The organism is Gordonia terrae, assembly GCF_051789125.1.
GTDB lineage: Bacteria > Actinomycetota > Actinomycetes > Mycobacteriales > Mycobacteriaceae > Gordonia > Gordonia terrae_A.
Genome location: NZ_CP196526.1, coordinates 2,802,098 through 2,816,869 on the forward strand (window position 1 = coordinate 2,802,098; position 14,772 = coordinate 2,816,869).

Genomic DNA, 14,772 nt, shown 5'->3' on the forward strand with positions numbered 1-14,772 from the left:
CCGACCGGCGCCTTTCGATGCAAGGAGTTCCACACATGTCCATACGGGTAGCCCTCGTGGGAACCGGCAACGTCGGCAGGTTGTGCTTGACGCAGCTGATCGACGATCCGCGCTTCGACCTCGTGGCCGTGTGCGTATCCACCCCGGAGAAGGTCGGGGTCGATGCGTCGATCCTCGCCGGCTCGGCAGCGCCGACAGGCGTTCTCGCCGTCGACGACCTCGACGCGGTAATAGCGATGGAACCCGACTGCGTCGTGTACTGCTCGATGGGAGACACTCGCCCGGTCGAGGCGTTCGACGACGTGATGCGCGTCCTCGCCGCGGGCATCGACGTCGTGGGATCGTCGCCGAACACGCTGCAGTACCCGTGGGGAGTGATGCCGGAGCGTGCCATCGCCAAGGTCGAGGAGACCACCGCGGCCAGTGGTGCGAGCCTGTTCGTCACCGGTGTCGATCCCGGTTTCGCGAACGACCTCATCCCCCTGGTGTTCGCCGGCACCTGCCAGCGGATCGAGCAGGTTCGCGCCATGGAGATCGCCGACTACGCCACGTACGACGGCGCGACTGTCATGTTCGACGTCATGGGCTTCGGCAAGCCCCTGGACCAGACCCCGATGCTGTTCCTTCCGGGCGTTCTCGGCCTCGCATGGGGGACCACGATCCGCCAACTCGCCGCAGGCCTCGGCGTCACCGTGGACGACATCGACGAGGTTCACGAGAGTGAGCCCGCACCAGAGGATTTCGACATCGCAGCCGGACACATCGCCGCCGGGACCCGCGCAGCCGTGCGCTTCGAGATCATCGGCAAGGTCTCCGGCAAGCCGGTGATCGTCATCGAGCACGTGACCCGGCTTCGGGAAGACCTACGACCGGACTGGGCGCAGCCGGCACAACCCGGCGGATGTTACCGCGTGGAGATCACCGGCGAACCGTCATACACCGTCGACATCTGTCCCACCAGTCGCAAGGGCGACCACAACCACGCCGCGATCGTGGCGGCCGCCGGACGCATCGTGAACGCGATTCCCGCCGTTCTCGACGGCCCGCCGGGAATCCGTACGACATTGGACCTTCCGCTGGTGACGGGTCCTGGGATCGCGTAGCGAGAGAAGGGATACAGCGAACTCCGCCACCGAATGATCCCGATGGGTCGAGGGTTCAGACCATCCCGGCGTCGTGCATGAGGATCGCGACCTGGACGCGGTTGCCGGCATCGAGCTTGGTGAAAATGTGCGAGATGTGCGCCTTGACCGTCGCGAGGCTCATGTGGAGACGCTCGGCGATCTCCGCGTTCGACGCGCCGCGCGCGAGTTCGATCGCGACGTCACGTTCCCGCGCGGTGAGCAGGTCGACTCGTCCGACAGCGTGCGACGCGCGACTGGCACCGGAGTTGACGACCTGTTTGATCAACGCGGCCGTCACGGTGGGACTCAACACCGGCCGGCCGGCGAGCACGTCGCGGATGGCGGCCACGATGTCGCTCGGTGGCGTGTCCTTCAGCAGAAAGCCGTCGGCACCCACGGCAAGCGCTCGGACCACGTAGTCGTCGGCGTCGAACGTCGTCAGCACGATGACTGCGGGCGGAGACGCCAGGGCCTTGAACCGGCCGGTGGCGGCGATCCCGTCCAGGACCGGCATCCGCAGATCCATGAGCACCAGATCGACGGGTTCGAGTGCGTGTGCGTCGATGGCCTCCTGGCCGTTCGCGGCCTCGGCGACTATCTCGAGGCCCGCATCGCCCCCGAGCAGGAGCCGGAGGCCCGACCGGACGAGGGGGTCGTCGTCGACGATCATGATGCGCGCGGTCATGACTGCCACGGTAGCCACACGTGCAACAGGAAGCGTTTGTCCTCACTGACCGTCGCCGACTGCCGTCCGCCGTGCAGTTCGACCCGCTCGGCCAGACCGACCAGCCCGAACCCCCGTGTGGGAGAGGACGAACCCGCCGACAGTGGCAGTGCATTCTCGACGAGCAGGTCCACGCCGTGGTCGGGACCCCCGCGGATGTGCAACGCGACGGGCGCGCTCGGCGAATGCCGACGCGCATTGGTCAGCGCCTCCTGGACACACCGATACAACGTGCGCGAGATCGCGGGACTCAGAGCGTCGATCTCGGCGTCACAACGCGCGTCGATCCGCATGCCCAGCGCACGAGCCTCGTCGATGAGGGACATGAGGTCCAGTGCTGTCTGCGGCTCCTCCGGTCGCGCATCCCCTGGACCCTCGCGTAACACACCGAGCACCTCACGGAGTTCGGTCAATGCCAGGTGTGACGCCTCCTGGATCGTCTGCGCGGTGTCGCGGACCTGCTCTCGCGTCAGATCCGAGCGGTAGGCCAGGGCTCCGGCCGACATGCTCATCGCCGAGATGCGATGGGCCAGGATGTCGTGCATCTCCCTGGCGATGCGGGCTCGTTCCAGGGAGCGCGCCTGCATCACCTTCGCCTGCTGCTCCGCCTCCGACGCGAGCGCACGAGCCTGCCAGCTCGCGAGAAGCTCGCGGCGCGAACCGATGTAGAGACCCCACGCGACCATCGCCGCCGTTGCGACGGCCGTGACCGAGTACTGGACGATGACGGGATCGTTCGCCTCGGTGGGAGTCGCGAAGAATGCGAGCGCGATGATGCCCGCGACGACGGACAACACTGCCTGCGGGATGATCTCGCGCCACTGTCGCCGGGTGGACAACGACACCATCGCGAGAATCCCCGGCCCGAGTGACGACGACGACACGATGGTCGCGAGGTTGGTGAACGTGGCAACCGCGACCGGATGCCGACGGCGCCACCAGATCACGAGGTAGGAGACCACTCCGAGCGCGAGATCGAGGACGAACCACCACCGGGCCTCCTCCCAGAGGTACGACGCGCGCGTGGCGAAGGTGCCCGCCGACACCAGGAGCATCACCGCCAGGCGCCACAGGCGGCCGCCCCAGGTCATCGGGGGCTGATACTGCTCGGGCCGCAGTGAGATGTCCTTGCCGGCCTCCGGCCGGTGTGGGACATCGTTGCCGGCCTCCGGCCGGTGTGGGACGCCCGCCGAGGGAGAAGGAGATCGACGAGGGCGCACGTGACAACCGTAGCCGCACCTCGGTCACCCGAACATCGGACCGATGGGTGCCGACCCCTACGACTTTCGGCTGATGCGACGCTGTCCTCTCGCCCGATGCGCGCGGACGTGCGTGGAGGACACGATGAACGTCATGATCACAGTGAAGAATCTGACGAAGCGCTACGGCGAACACGTCGCGGTCGACGATGTGTCCTTCACCTGCCGTCCCGGCCAGGTGACGGGGTTCCTCGGACCCAACGGTGCCGGCAAGTCGACGACCATGCGGATCATCGCCGGCCTCACTCCGCCGACGTCGGGCGTGGCCCAGCTCAACGGCGCCGACTACCGATCGATCCCGAATCCCGCCACGCAGGTGGGAATCCTGCTCGACGCGTCCGCACAACATGCGGGCCGCACCGGGGCGGAGGTGTTGCGCCTGTCGGCGATGACGATGGGCGTGGGGCGTGACCGTGTCGACGAGATGCTCGAGATGGTCAGCCTGACACCGGAAGAAGCAGGCCGCCGGGTACGCAACTACTCACTCGGCATGCGGCAACGACTCGGGATCGCCGCCGCCCTGGTCGGGGACCCGAAGATCCTGATCCTCGACGAGCCGGCCAACGGACTCGACCCGGCAGGCATCCACTGGATGCGAACCCTGTTGCGCGAGTACGCCAATCGTGGCGGCACAGTCCTGCTCTCATCGCACCTGCTGCACGAGATCGAGATCATCGCCGACGACATCGTCGTCATCGGTGGCGGGCGGATCGTCGCCCAGGGCACCAAGGAAGAGCTCCTCGCCGGGGCCGGGACCCGGGTTCGATCGCTCGACGATGAATCGCTCGGCACCGCGCTCGCCGCTGCCGGCATCACGGCGCGCCGCAACACCTCCGGCGGGCTCGACGTCGACGCTGACGCCGTCGACGTCGGCCGGACCGCCGCCGCGGCCGGTGTCGTCCTCACGGAGTTGCGCCCTGCGGACGGCGCTCAACTCGAGGCCATGTTCCTCCAGCTCACCGCAGGTTCTCAGCGCGAACAGCCCACACTTGAAGGAGCACTTCGATGACCCTCGCCGACTTCGGTTCACCCATCGCCCCGCCGGTCGCGATCGACGTCGACCGTCCCGGCATCCCGTTCACACGTCTGGTCCGTGTCGAACTCCGCAAGCTCGTCGACACCCGCGCCGGGTTCTGGTTGACGGCGTCCATCGGTGTGATCGCGGCGATCGTCGTGGTCGCGATGCTCGTCGCCAACCGGAACTCACCCGAGAATCTGAACCTCGGGCAGTTCTTCGGGATGATGAACATCCCCACCGCGATCATCCTGCCGATCCTGGCGATCCTCCTGGTCACCGGCGAGTGGAGTCAGCGCACCGCGCTGACCACATTCACACTCGAGCCACGGCGCGAGCGGATCATCGGGGCCAAACTGGTTGCGGCACTGATCACCGCGGTTGCTGCCGTCGCAGTCGCACTCTTCCTCGGCGTCGTCGGCAACGGCATCGCCGGTCTGGCGTTCGCCGACCCGGCCGGGGCCTGGGAGCTCACCCTCGCCGGGTTCGTCAACTCCTTCGTGTTGCAGGCGTTCGGTCTGCTGCTCGGCTTCGGCTTCGCCGCGCTCATCTTGAACACCCCCGGCGCGATCGTCGCGTACTTCGCCCTGCCGACCGCGCTGTCCGTGGTCAGCGAGCTGGTCCCCTGGTTCAAAGACAACCTCGGGCAGTGGGTCGACACGACCCTGACCAACATGCCGTTCCAATCCGGCGACTGGGCCACGGGTGGCGAATGGGCCCGACTGCTGGTGTCGGCGGTCATCTGGATCGCCCTGCCACTCGGGCTCGGGGTTCTGCGGGTGCTGCGGTCGGAAGTGAAATAGGAACGACGGGGAGGCGTGACGGTCACGGTCCCGTCCGACGCAGGCCGTCACGTCGTCGATGTTGATACCGTGACCGGGTTCTCAAGAAGCGAGGAACCCACGTGTCATCGACCACCTCCGCATCCGACCCGGCCTCGGAACCGACGCCGGCGAAGCTGACCGAGCCGGGCGAACAGGCCGCGTCGACGAGCGACGAGGACGCACGACCGGCGTGGTGGCGGCGTCGACTCGATCGTTACTCATGCGTCGGACTCACCGTCGCGCTGGTCTTCCTGTGGTTGTCGGTGACACCGTCACTCCTCCCCCGCGGCCCGCTGTTCCAGGGCATCGTCAGCGGCGCCTCGGCCGCGGTCGGTTATGCCCTCGGCGTCGGTGTCTCGTGGCTGATCCGATACATGATCTCCCGGGACGAACCGTGGCCGTCGCCGATGCGCCGGGTCTGGGTGGCGCTGGGCCTGGCCACCGTGGCAGGCACCGTCGTGATGCTCATCGCGTTCCAGCGATGGCAGGATCAGATCCGCACGATGATGGATGTGGACCTGCTGTCGTGGACGGCGTATCCGCAGATCGTGCTCATCGCGATCGTGGTCTTCGCGCTCCTGATGACCATCGGCCAGGCCTGGGGCGACGGTGTGGCATGGCTCGTGCGGAAGCTCAATCGCGTTGCTCCGCCACGGATCTCGGCTTTCACCGCCGTTGCCGTCGCGGTCGTCGTCACCGTCCTCGTCCTCAACGGCGTGGTCGCCGACTACGGGATGAAGGCGCTGAACTCGTCGTTCGCCGCGGTCAACGAGGAGACGACGGCCGACTCCAGTCCGCCGACGACGCCCCTGCGTTCGGGCGGCCCGGGCTCACTCGTGACCTGGAACTCACTCGGACGTCAGGGGCGGATCTTCGTCTCGGTGTCACCGACCGTCGAACAGCTGAGTGCGTTCAACGGGACCCCGGCGATCGAACCGATCCGGGCGTACGTCGGGTTGGGGTCGGGCAGCGACCTGCGCGCCAACGCCGACCTCGCCGCGGACGAACTCGTCCGGGCCGGTGGGTTGCAACGCAAGGTCATCGCCGTCGCCTCGACGACGGGCACCGGGTGGATCAACCAGGCAACCGTGGACTCTCTCGAGTACATGTACAACGGCGATGTCGCGACGGTCAGCATGCAGTACTCGTACCTGCCCAGCTGGTTGTCGTTCCTTGTCGACAAGGAACGCGCCCGCCAGGCCGGTCAGGCCCTGTTCGAGGCGGTCTCGAAACGGGTGCGTGAGGTGCCCGAGGCCCAGCGGCCGAAACTGGTCGTGTTCGGCGAGAGTCTCGGGTCCTTCGCGGCCGAGTCGGCGTTCGGGACGATCCCGGCGCTCAGCGCGCGAACGGACGGCGCGCTGTTCACCGGTCCCACATTCAACAACTCGTTGTGGGTGGACACCACCGGCGCGCGCGATGACGGCAGCCCCGAAGTCCTGCCGGTCTACGACGACGGCCGTGAGGTCCGGTTCATCGCCGATGCACCCGACCTCGATCGGCCGACCCCGGACTGGATGACGACGTCCGGGCGCGCGGTGTACCTCCAGCACGCATCCGACCCGATCTCCTGGTGGTCACCCAGCCTCATCCTGCGTGAACCGGAGTGGTTGAAAGAGCAACGCGGACGCGACGTGCTGTCGGCGATGCGCTGGATTCCGTTCGTCACCTTCCTCCAGGTGAGCGCCGACATGGCGGTCTCGGTCGGGGTGCCCGACGGCCATGGACACAACTACCGGTCCGCGATCCCGGCAGCGTGGGCGAAGATTCTCCAACCACCGGGATGGACCCAGACCAAGACCGACGAGCTCATCCCCCTTCTCCGACGCGACTGAGCGCAGCGGCACGGTGGAACTCCGGCCGGGCCACATCCATCGGGGCAATTTCGGTCGGGCGCAGGACCGAGCCGTCGTCGCATACTCAGGGGGTGAGCGCTTCCCCGACCGACCGCGACCGACTCCGGCAGCTGCTCGACGCCGTCCTCGCCGAGGACCACGGCTCGCTCGACGCCATGGCCTCCGGCGCGTACTCGTCCCCGTTCCACTTCGTCCGGCAGGTCAGACGTGGAGCCGGGGAGGCACCCGTCGCCCTGCGCCGACGGGTCCTCCTCGAACGAGCTGCGTGGCTGTTGCAGCGAGGCGAGTCGGTGACCGACGTCGCCTTCGACTCGGGATACTCATCGGTCGACGGCTTCTCCCGCGCATTCAACCGGGCGTTCGGTCACAGTCCCGGCCGGATGGGTGCCGTCGGCGAACACAGCCACTGGCTGCCGGCACCGAACGGTATCCACTTCCACTCGCCGACCGCGCTCTATGTCGACAGCGGCTCGCCGACCACCGAGGACGCGGGCAACGTGGTGATGCTGATGATCCGCCACGATCTCGACGACACCGAGGCGCTTCTCGACGCGGTCGAGAACATCGACGACGACGCCTGGCGGGCGCCACGCCTGAACGGTCACCAGTCCCTGTCCTGGAGTGGTCCGGAAGAGACTCTGGCGCAGGTGATGTCGCATGTGGTCGCGGACAAGCTGCCATGGTTGGCGACAATCGGTGGCGACGATCTCCCGCCTCCCGCGCCCACCGAACTCACCGCCCTCGTCGAACTGCACCGCGACATCGCGCCGCGATGGCTGGCACTGGTCCGCGACATCGACCGGCGTGGGGCGTGGCAGGACAGCGTGATCGACGCCCTGTGCGATCCACCTGAGTCGTTCCTGCTCTCCCAGATCGTCGCTCACGTCCTCACGTTCTCGGCGCATCGTCGACTCCTCGCGCGCTGGATGCTGCGCGACGCCGGCGTCGACGTCGCCACACCGACTCTCGACCCCGACCCGATCATGTGGCACCGCAAGCATTCCGGAGGTTTCTGATGGCATTCCGCTACTACACCGCGACGACTCTCGACGGTTACCTCGCCGACGACCACGACAGTCTCGACTGGCTGCTCAGCCAGCCGCAGGAGGAGGGCGGGGCGATGAACTACGACGACTTCTTCGCCGGCGTCGGCGCGGCGGTGATGGGGCGGACAACCTACGAGTGGATCGTCGAACACGAAGTGGCCGAGGGGAAGCCGTGGCCGTACGAGATCCCGTCGTTCGTGTTCAGCCACCGGGCGCTCACGCCGGTCGCCGACAGCATCACCGCTCTCGAGGGCGCACCCCGGGATCACCGCGATCGCCTTCTGGCAGCGGCCGCGGATCGCGACGTCTGGGTGGTCGGCGGCGGCGACCTGGCCGCCCAGTTCGCCGAGTCCGGCATGCTCGACGACATGATCATCGCGATCGCGCCGGTCACGCTGGGGTCGGGACGACCGCTGTTCCCACGACCCTACGACCTCGAACTCCGCGACTTCGCGCGCAACGGCGCCTTCCTGTGTGCGCGCTATTCCCCGATCGGGTCACGGACGCGTTCCGCGAGCGCCTGAGCGGCGGGAATTCAGCCTTCTCCCACCGACTTGCGCATGGTCTCGGGTACCTTGCCGCGAGCCCACCGCGGCAAGATGAAAATGCCCTCGGCTTCGGCGGTCACGTGCTCGCCCACTGAGATGGTGCCGGTGACGAACGTCTTCACGCCTTCGACCCGCTCGACGCGAGCTTCGCCCCGGATCGGGCCGAGCGGCGTCGCCCGCCGGTACCGGACCGTGAGCGTGCCGGTCATCCCGGGCACCCCCTGGAACTCCGCCGTCGATCCGAGCAACTGGTCGAAGATCAGGGCGAGCACCCCACCGTGGACGAGTCCGGCCGGCCCCTCGTACTGAGGGCCCAGGTCGACCTCGGTCCAGCTGTGGTCGGCCTCGTGACGGAGCTCGACCGGAGGGGCAATCGGGTTGCGCCGCCCCAGCACCGCGTTGCCCCATGAACGCTTGGTGCCGTCGGAGTTGAACCGGATACCGAAGGGGCCGGGCAACTGTTCCTTGCGCAGGATCTCGGTGGCCGCCGCGATCAGTCGCCGCGCCTCGGCGATGTCGGCATCGCCGACCTCGGTCCGCACCGTCGCATCGACCAGTTCGCGGACGCTTCCCGCGATCGACGAGGCCAGCTCGGTCCGGTGTGCGAGTTCCTCAGGATCGATGTCCTCCTGGATGTAACCGCTCATCCGTCCATCTAACAGGGTGCGCCTGCGCCCGAGGCCGACACCCGTGCGCGCACGGCTCCGGGCACGAACCCTTCTGACCGCCGAGTAAGCTCGCCCGCATGACTGACCACGCCTGGAATGACCGCGACTGGACTGCGTTCGACGTCAGCGTTGCCGACAACGTCGCCGAGGTCGTACTGACCGGCCCCGGCAAGGGCAACGCGATGGGCCCCGACTTCTGGCGCGAGCTCCCCGAACTGTTCGGCCACCTCGACACCGATCCCGGAGTGCGGGCGGTGGTGCTCACTGGTTCGGGCAAGCACTTCTCCTTCGGTCTGGACCTCGTCGCGATGGGCGGTACGTTGTCGAGCGTGCTGGCGGGCGACGCGCAGGCCGCCCCGCGGACCGAGTTCCTCGACTCGCTGCGAAAACTGCAGGCAGCCATCACCGCGGTCGCGGACTGCCGCAAACCGGTGGTCGCCGCCGTGTCGGGCTGGTGCATCGGCGGCGGTGTCGACCTGATCTGTGCCGCCGATGTGCGATACGCGAGCTCCGATGCGAAGTTCAGTGTGCGTGAGGTCAAGGTCGGCATGGTCGCCGACGTGGGAACGTTCGCACGGCTGCCGTTCATCATCGGCGACGGCCACATGCGCGAGCTCGCGCTGACCGGCAAGGACATCGACGCCGCCCGCGCCGAGAAGATCGGCCTGGTCAACGACGTCGCCGGTGACCCCGCGGGCGTCCTCGACCTGGCACGCGCGACAGCGCGGGAGATCGCCGACAATCCCCCTCTGGTGGTGCACGGGATCAAAGCCGTCCTGGATCATTCGCGCAGCGCGGCCGTCCACGACAGCCTCCGCTACGTCGCCGCGTGGAACTCCGCGTTCCTGCCCAGCGAGGATCTCTCCGAGGCCATCACCGCGGTCTTCGAGAAGCGCAAGCCGGAGTTCAAGGGCCGCTGACCCTTCGGGCTCGTCAGCGTTCGGCGCGGTGGATCTCCGTGGCGAGCGGATGCTCGTCGTCGAGGCCGGCGAGCATCCGCACGCCGTCGAACGGACGACCGTGCGGCGCGGCGATCTCGATGCCGGACGTCCGCCGGGTGACCGAGGCGGCGAATCGATCACGCAGCCGGTCGTTGGCGGCCATCACCGTGCCGACCCAGCTCACCCGCGCGGAGTCGCCCGGACGATGCCCGCTGCGCTCGAGCGCGGTGACCGCCGAAGCCGCCAGCTCATCGGCCGCGTCGGCCAGGATCTGTTGTGCCACCGCATCGTCCGCGATCGATGCGGCGTCGACCCGACGCGCGAAAGCTGCCACGCGCGTCACCCGATCCGGGTCACCCTGCAGTTCCATGTACAACTCCGGGAGCGGTCCGAACTCCTCGTGCGCCGCGTCTTCGAGGACTGTGGCCGGACCGCGACCGTCGTACGACCGCAGAGCCGCCTCGATTCCGGCGCGGCCCATCCAGTAGGCGCTGCCGGCATCGCCGAACAGATGCCCCCAGCCGTCGACCCGGTGCACCCCGGCCGCTCCCACACCGAGGGTCACCACTCCCGTTCCGACCGCGGTGACAGCACCGAACTCCCCTCGGTTGGCCGACAGGTACCCGGTCACCGAATCATGCGCCAGCGCAACCGAAACGATCCCGAGGTCCGCGAGTTCGTCGAGGATCTCCTCGGGCCGGGAGGCGGACGGAGTCAGGCCCGAGACACCTGCGGCCACCGTCGTACCCGGCACCTCGCCCGAGATGTCTCGCACCGTCGCTGCGATCTGGTCGACGACCGCACGGTCGGTCCGGATCGGCGCCGCCTCGAATTCGTCGACACCGTCCGCGGACTCGACACGCACACGCGTGCCCGTCTGACCTCCGTCGATGAGGATGTGTCGGCGCGTTGCAACGGTCACGGGGCCGAAGCTACTCCCCCCGGCAACCGGTCCGATGCCATACCCGACAACGCCGCCATCGTCGTCGACACCCGGCGCCCGTGACACACTGGACTGATGAAGGTGCGGCGCCGCCTTGCGGTCAAGATCGGTTCCATTCCCTGGATGCCTCGTTTCCTGCCTCAGATAGTGGTGAGCGACAACGCGATCCAGGCCGTCACCGGGCAACGTCTGAGCCTGCTCGACATCGCCGACCTACCCAACATCACGATCAAGGTCCCCGGGCGAAAGAGCGGCGTGGTCCGCACCACCCAGTTGCTGGCTGTTCCCGACGGGCCCGACTGGCTGATCGCGGGATCGTACTTCGGCAGTCCCAAGATGCCTGCGTGGGTGTACAACGTCCGGGCCGCGGACGAGATCGAGATCGTCGTCCACGGGGAGACCACGGCGGCGACCGCGACCGAACTCACCGCGGGTGAACGCACCGCCGCGTGGCAGACGCTGCGCGCGGTCTGGCCGAACTTCGACCTCTACGAACGACGCACCGACCGCACCATCCCGGTCTTCCGCCTGCGCCCTCGCTGAGTGGTCTCAGCCGGGATAGCTTCAGTCGGGGTCGGAGACGAACTGCGGCCGATCCGCCGTGAGGTCGACCGATCCGACCAGATACTGCTCGTCGACGGTCTCCACACGCGGACCGTCGTCGTCATAGCTCGGCGTGTACGCCACGCGCCACCGCACCGGTCCGACGACGTCGACGGTGCCGAGGTCGGTCGTCTCGGGCTCGGTCGAGCTGTGGCCGGGTGAGGTCGTCGGCGCGCGCAGGAGGTAGCGGAGCCCGGACAGGTCACGCGGTGCCGTCCACCGGACACTGCCGGGAACCGCGGACCGGAACAGTCGCTGGGTGCAGCCGGCGATCTCCGCGGCCGGGTCGATGCGGGTGGAGTTCGCACAGCCCCGGAGGTGCTCGGACACCGCCTCACTGACGGCGCTCGTTCCGCTCGGGCTGAGTTCGCCCGTCACCCGAACCGACACCGGGCCGCGCGGCTCGATCGGATAGGTGTCCCCGGCAACGCGGCCGACGAAGTCGGTGTCTGCCGAGCCCCACCGTTGCGGTCCGGGGAACAGGTGCACCGTGTCGCCTCGGCCCACCGCACGGCCGAACAGGGTGGGCCGGACCACCTGCAGCGCATCGATGCGCACGGCCACGGCGCCGTCGACGACCGCCCAGCCATCGGCCACCCGCGTCACCCGAACGGCGGTGTCGGCGACACGTCCGCCCATCCGATACGACGCAGGTACCTCGGTCCGGCCCGCGGCGTAGGACGAGCCGGCCGACTCGTCCGACGCCGCCGAGCCGATCCGGATCTCGCTCATGGGAGCAGCCGCACGCTGCGCGCGGAGCACCTCGTCGGTGAGAAACGTTGCCTCGGGACGAGGTTCGATGACTGCGAGCGCGGTGGCGGCGTCGGCGTCGGCGAGTGCGTTCAGATAGGTGCGGACGGCGTCTTCGGGTGTGGTGGCCCGATCGTCCTCGCGGGACAACCCGGTCAGGAGAGCGGCCACCAGGACCACGGTGAGAAGGACTGCGGCACCGGCGAAGACGACCACCCATCGTCGGCGGTTCACCGCCGCCCCACCCCCGGTCCCGTACGTCGAGGGGTTCGGGCCCGGGGGTGCGGCGATGTGATCAGGGGCTGTCCGATCAGGAGTCCGATCCGGCGGAGGTCGAACCCGCGGCGAACGAATCCGTGAGACGCCCCGCCAGGATCTTCGCGAATTCGGCGGGGTCGTCGAGTTCGCCGCCTTCGGCGATCACGGCCATCCCGTAGATCAACTTGGCCGTCGGAACCAGTTGCTCGTGCTCGCCCGCCGCATATGCCTTGTTCAGTGCCCCGACCAACGGGTGATCCGGGTTGAGTTCGAGGGCACGCTTGGACTTGGGGAACTCCTGGCCGGACGCGCGGTACAGCTTCTCCAGCTGAGGCGACATCGAGAACGTGTCACCCACCAGACAGGCGGCCGACTCGGTGAGCCGCGACGAGAGCCTGGTCTCGCTGACATCGTCGGACAGCGTGGTCGTGAGCCACGACAGCAGATCCGCGTAGGTCTTGTTCTGCTCCTCCTTCGAGGAATCGTCGGCGTCATCGTCGTCGGCGTCGAGGTCGACGGCACCCTTGGCGATGGACTGGAAGGTCTTGCCGTCGAACTCCGCACCCGCCGACACCCACATCTCGTCGACCGGATCGGACAGGATCAGCACCTCGATGCCCTTGGCGCGGAACGCCTCCATGTGGGGCGAGTTGACGATCTGCTGCCGGGACTCGCCGGTCATGTAGTAGATCGTGTCCTGCCCGCTCTTCATCCGGCCGATGTAGTCGGCGAGCGTGGTCAGCTCGTCCTCGGCGTGGGTGGTGGCGAACGACGACGCCTTGAGCAGTGCGTCGCGATTGTCCGGGTCGTTGACGAGGCCTTCCTTGAACACACGACCGAAGCCGTCCCAGAACGTGCGGTAATCGTCCGGACGGCTGTCGCGCATCTCGGTGACCGTGGAGATCACCTTCTTGGTGAGGCGGCGCCGGATCGCGCGGATCTGCCGATCCTGCTGGAGGATCTCGCGGGACACGTTGAGCGACAGGTCGGCCGCGTCGACGACGCCCTTGACGAAGCGCAGGTACTCCGGCATGAGCTCGGCGCAGTCGTCCATGATGAAGACGCGCTTGACGTACAGGTGGATGCCGACCTTGCTGTCACGCATGAACAGGTCGAACGGCGGCTGAGTCGGGATGAAGAGCAGCGCCTGGTATTCGAAGGTCCCCTCGGCCTGGAGCGTGATGGTCTCCAGCGGCGCGTCCCAGGCATGCGAGACGTGTCGGTAGAACTCCTGGTACTCCTCCTCGCTGACCTCCGACCTCGACTTGGCCCACAGGGCCTTCATCGAGTTGATGGTCTCCGTCTCGACGACCGTCTTCGTCTCCGGAGCCTTGGATTCCTCGCCCGACTCCTCGTCGGAATCGGCGGCGGGGGCCTGCACCGGCACCGTCTTCTCGACGTCCATCCGGATCGGCCAGGCGATGAAATCGGAGTACCGCTTGACCAACTGGCGCAGCTTGCCCTGGTCCGCGTAGTCGTACAGATGATCTTCGGTGTCAACGGGTTTGAGCGTCAACGTGACCGACGTTCCCTGCGGCGCGTCGGCGACGTCATCGATGGTGTACGTGCCGTCGCCGGTCGACTCCCACCGCGTGCCCGTGGTCTCCCCCGCCTTACGGGTCACCAGGGCGACCTTGTCGGCGACCATGAAGGTCGAGTAGAAGCCGATGCCGAACTGTCCGATCAGCTCCTCGGCCGCGGCGTCGGAGACACCGTTGGCCCGCGCCTCGGCCAGCGAACGCCGCAACTCCGCCGTGCCCGAACGCGCCAGCGTGCCGATGAGGCCGACGACCTCGTCGCGTGTCATGCCGATGCCGTTGTCGGCGACCACGAGGGTGCGCGCCTGCGCATCCGGCGCCAGCGTGATGTGGAGATCGGAGGTGTCGACGTCGAGGTCCTTGTCGAGCAGCGACTCCAGTCGGAGTTTGTCGAGCGCATCGGATGCGTTCGAGATCAGCTCGCGCAGGAAGCTGTCCTTGTTGGAGTAGATCGAGTGGACCATGAGATCCAGCAGTTGCCGGGTCTCTGCCTGGAACTCGTGGACTTCGGGCTGAGCGCTCATCGCAGACCTCCATGTTCTGTTCTCATGCACCGGCGGCGGCGATTCGGTGCCGGTGCGACGCGTCGGGGACGGACACCGACTTTACCGATCGGCGGTGTGGCTACCCTGGGTCGGGGACCGACTACCCCGGACGAGACCCCGGTCCGTCGGGGAC

General features: G+C 67.8%; 14 protein-coding genes. 8 read left to right on the top strand and 6 right to left on the bottom strand.

Annotated elements, in window-relative coordinates; all coding sequences use genetic code 11:
• Positions 1-35: 35 nt before the first annotated feature.
• Positions 36-1,103, top strand: coding sequence for an NAD(P)H-dependent amine dehydrogenase family protein (locus ACSUZC_RS12805; protein WP_439028929.1), 1,068 nt, complete (start codon positions 36-38; stop codon positions 1,101-1,103).
• A 55-nt stretch (positions 1,104-1,158) separates the two neighbouring features.
• Here ACSUZC_RS12805 and ACSUZC_RS12810 read toward each other — a convergent pair whose 3' ends face one another.
• Positions 1,159-1,809 carry a response regulator gene (locus tag ACSUZC_RS12810; RefSeq protein WP_439028930.1) on the bottom strand — a complete coding sequence of 217 codons (651 nt, stop codon included), beginning with the start codon at positions 1,807-1,809 and terminating at the stop codon, positions 1,159-1,161.
• Positions 1,806-2,966 carry a sensor histidine kinase gene (locus ACSUZC_RS12815; RefSeq protein WP_439033110.1) on the bottom strand — a complete coding sequence of 387 codons (1,161 nt, stop codon included), beginning with the start codon at positions 2,964-2,966 and terminating at the stop codon, positions 1,806-1,808. The genes ACSUZC_RS12810 and ACSUZC_RS12815 overlap by 4 nt, the downstream gene beginning before the upstream one ends.
• 235 nt (positions 2,967-3,201) lie before the next feature.
• Between ACSUZC_RS12815 and ACSUZC_RS12820 the strand changes: the two genes are divergently transcribed.
• The 5 genes from ACSUZC_RS12820 to ACSUZC_RS12840 all read left to right on the top strand — a co-directional run bounded on the left by ACSUZC_RS12820 (position 3,202) and on the right by ACSUZC_RS12840 (position 8,369).
• Positions 3,202-4,116: an ABC transporter ATP-binding protein gene (locus ACSUZC_RS12820; protein WP_439028931.1), complete on the top strand. Its 915-nt coding sequence runs from the start codon at positions 3,202-3,204 to the stop codon at positions 4,114-4,116.
• Positions 4,113-4,925 carry an ABC transporter permease gene (locus ACSUZC_RS12825; protein ID WP_439028932.1) on the top strand — a complete coding sequence of 271 codons (813 nt, stop codon included), beginning with the start codon at positions 4,113-4,115 and terminating at the stop codon, positions 4,923-4,925. Before ACSUZC_RS12820 ends, ACSUZC_RS12825 begins: the two co-directional genes overlap by 4 nt.
• Before the next feature lie 101 nt (positions 4,926-5,026).
• On the top strand, positions 5,027-6,778 hold the full coding sequence (locus tag ACSUZC_RS12830; protein ID WP_439028933.1) for an alpha/beta hydrolase: 1,752 nt from the start codon (positions 5,027-5,029) through the stop codon (positions 6,776-6,778).
• Positions 6,779-6,870: 92 nt separating this feature from the next.
• Positions 6,871-7,815: a helix-turn-helix domain-containing protein gene (locus ACSUZC_RS12835; RefSeq protein WP_439028934.1), complete on the top strand. Its 945-nt coding sequence runs from the start codon at positions 6,871-6,873 to the stop codon at positions 7,813-7,815.
• Complete coding sequence (locus tag ACSUZC_RS12840) at positions 7,815-8,369, top strand: dihydrofolate reductase family protein (protein WP_439028935.1); 555 nt, start codon at positions 7,815-7,817, stop codon at positions 8,367-8,369. The genes ACSUZC_RS12835 and ACSUZC_RS12840 overlap by 1 nt, the downstream gene beginning before the upstream one ends.
• 11 nt (positions 8,370-8,380) lie before the next feature.
• Here the strand turns inward: ACSUZC_RS12840 and ACSUZC_RS12845 are convergent, their stop codons facing one another.
• Positions 8,381-9,040 carry a PaaI family thioesterase gene (locus tag ACSUZC_RS12845; RefSeq protein ID WP_439028936.1) on the bottom strand — a complete coding sequence of 220 codons (660 nt, stop codon included), beginning with the start codon at positions 9,038-9,040 and terminating at the stop codon, positions 8,381-8,383.
• Between the two features lie 98 nt (positions 9,041-9,138).
• Here ACSUZC_RS12845 and ACSUZC_RS12850 point away from each other — a divergent pair, with 98 nt between their 5' ends.
• Entirely contained in the window at positions 9,139-9,981 is an 843-nt protein-coding gene (locus tag ACSUZC_RS12850; protein WP_439028937.1) for a crotonase/enoyl-CoA hydratase family protein, read from the top strand.
• 13 nt (positions 9,982-9,994) lie between these two features.
• On the opposite strand, the gene ACSUZC_RS12855 is transcribed toward ACSUZC_RS12850, so the two are convergent.
• On the bottom strand, positions 9,995-10,924 hold the full coding sequence (locus tag ACSUZC_RS12855; protein WP_439028938.1) for an N-acetylglucosamine kinase: 930 nt from the start codon (positions 10,922-10,924) through the stop codon (positions 9,995-9,997).
• 96 nt (positions 10,925-11,020) lie between these two features.
• Here ACSUZC_RS12855 and ACSUZC_RS12860 point away from each other — a divergent pair, with 96 nt between their 5' ends.
• Positions 11,021-11,488: a nitroreductase family deazaflavin-dependent oxidoreductase gene (locus ACSUZC_RS12860; protein WP_439028939.1), complete on the top strand. Its 468-nt coding sequence runs from the start codon at positions 11,021-11,023 to the stop codon at positions 11,486-11,488.
• 21 nt (positions 11,489-11,509) lie between these two features.
• Here ACSUZC_RS12860 and ACSUZC_RS12865 read toward each other — a convergent pair whose 3' ends face one another.
• On the bottom strand, positions 11,510-12,532 hold the full coding sequence (locus ACSUZC_RS12865) for a hypothetical protein (protein WP_439028940.1): 1,023 nt from the start codon (positions 12,530-12,532) through the stop codon (positions 11,510-11,512).
• A gap of 76 nt (positions 12,533-12,608) precedes the next feature.
• On the bottom strand, positions 12,609-14,618 hold the full coding sequence (gene htpG / locus ACSUZC_RS12870; protein WP_439028941.1) for a molecular chaperone HtpG: 2,010 nt from the start codon (positions 14,616-14,618) through the stop codon (positions 12,609-12,611).
• Positions 14,619-14,772: the final 154 nt, after the last annotated feature.

What these genes read in the sequence shown, in the direction of transcription:
- ACSUZC_RS12805 (WP_439028929.1), top strand. Translation starts at nt 36, where the DNA reads ATGTCCATACGGGTAGCCCTCGTGGGAACCGGCAACGTCGGCAGGTTG.
- ACSUZC_RS12810 (WP_439028930.1), bottom strand. Translation starts at nt 1,809, where the DNA reads ATGACCGCGCGCATCATGATCGTCGACGACGACCCCCTCGTCCGGTCG.
- ACSUZC_RS12820 (WP_439028931.1), top strand. Translation starts at nt 3,202, where the DNA reads ATGATCACAGTGAAGAATCTGACGAAGCGCTACGGCGAACACGTCGCG.
- ACSUZC_RS12825 (WP_439028932.1), top strand. Translation starts at nt 4,113, where the DNA reads ATGACCCTCGCCGACTTCGGTTCACCCATCGCCCCGCCGGTCGCGATC.
- ACSUZC_RS12840 (WP_439028935.1), top strand. Translation starts at nt 7,815, where the DNA reads ATGGCATTCCGCTACTACACCGCGACGACTCTCGACGGTTACCTCGCC.
- ACSUZC_RS12845 (WP_439028936.1), bottom strand. Translation starts at nt 9,040, where the DNA reads ATGAGCGGTTACATCCAGGAGGACATCGATCCTGAGGAACTCGCACAC.
- ACSUZC_RS12850 (WP_439028937.1), top strand. Translation starts at nt 9,139, where the DNA reads ATGACTGACCACGCCTGGAATGACCGCGACTGGACTGCGTTCGACGTC.
- ACSUZC_RS12860 (WP_439028939.1), top strand. Translation starts at nt 11,021, where the DNA reads ATGAAGGTGCGGCGCCGCCTTGCGGTCAAGATCGGTTCCATTCCCTGG.
- htpG (WP_439028941.1), bottom strand. Translation starts at nt 14,618, where the DNA reads ATGAGCGCTCAGCCCGAAGTCCACGAGTTCCAGGCAGAGACCCGGCAA.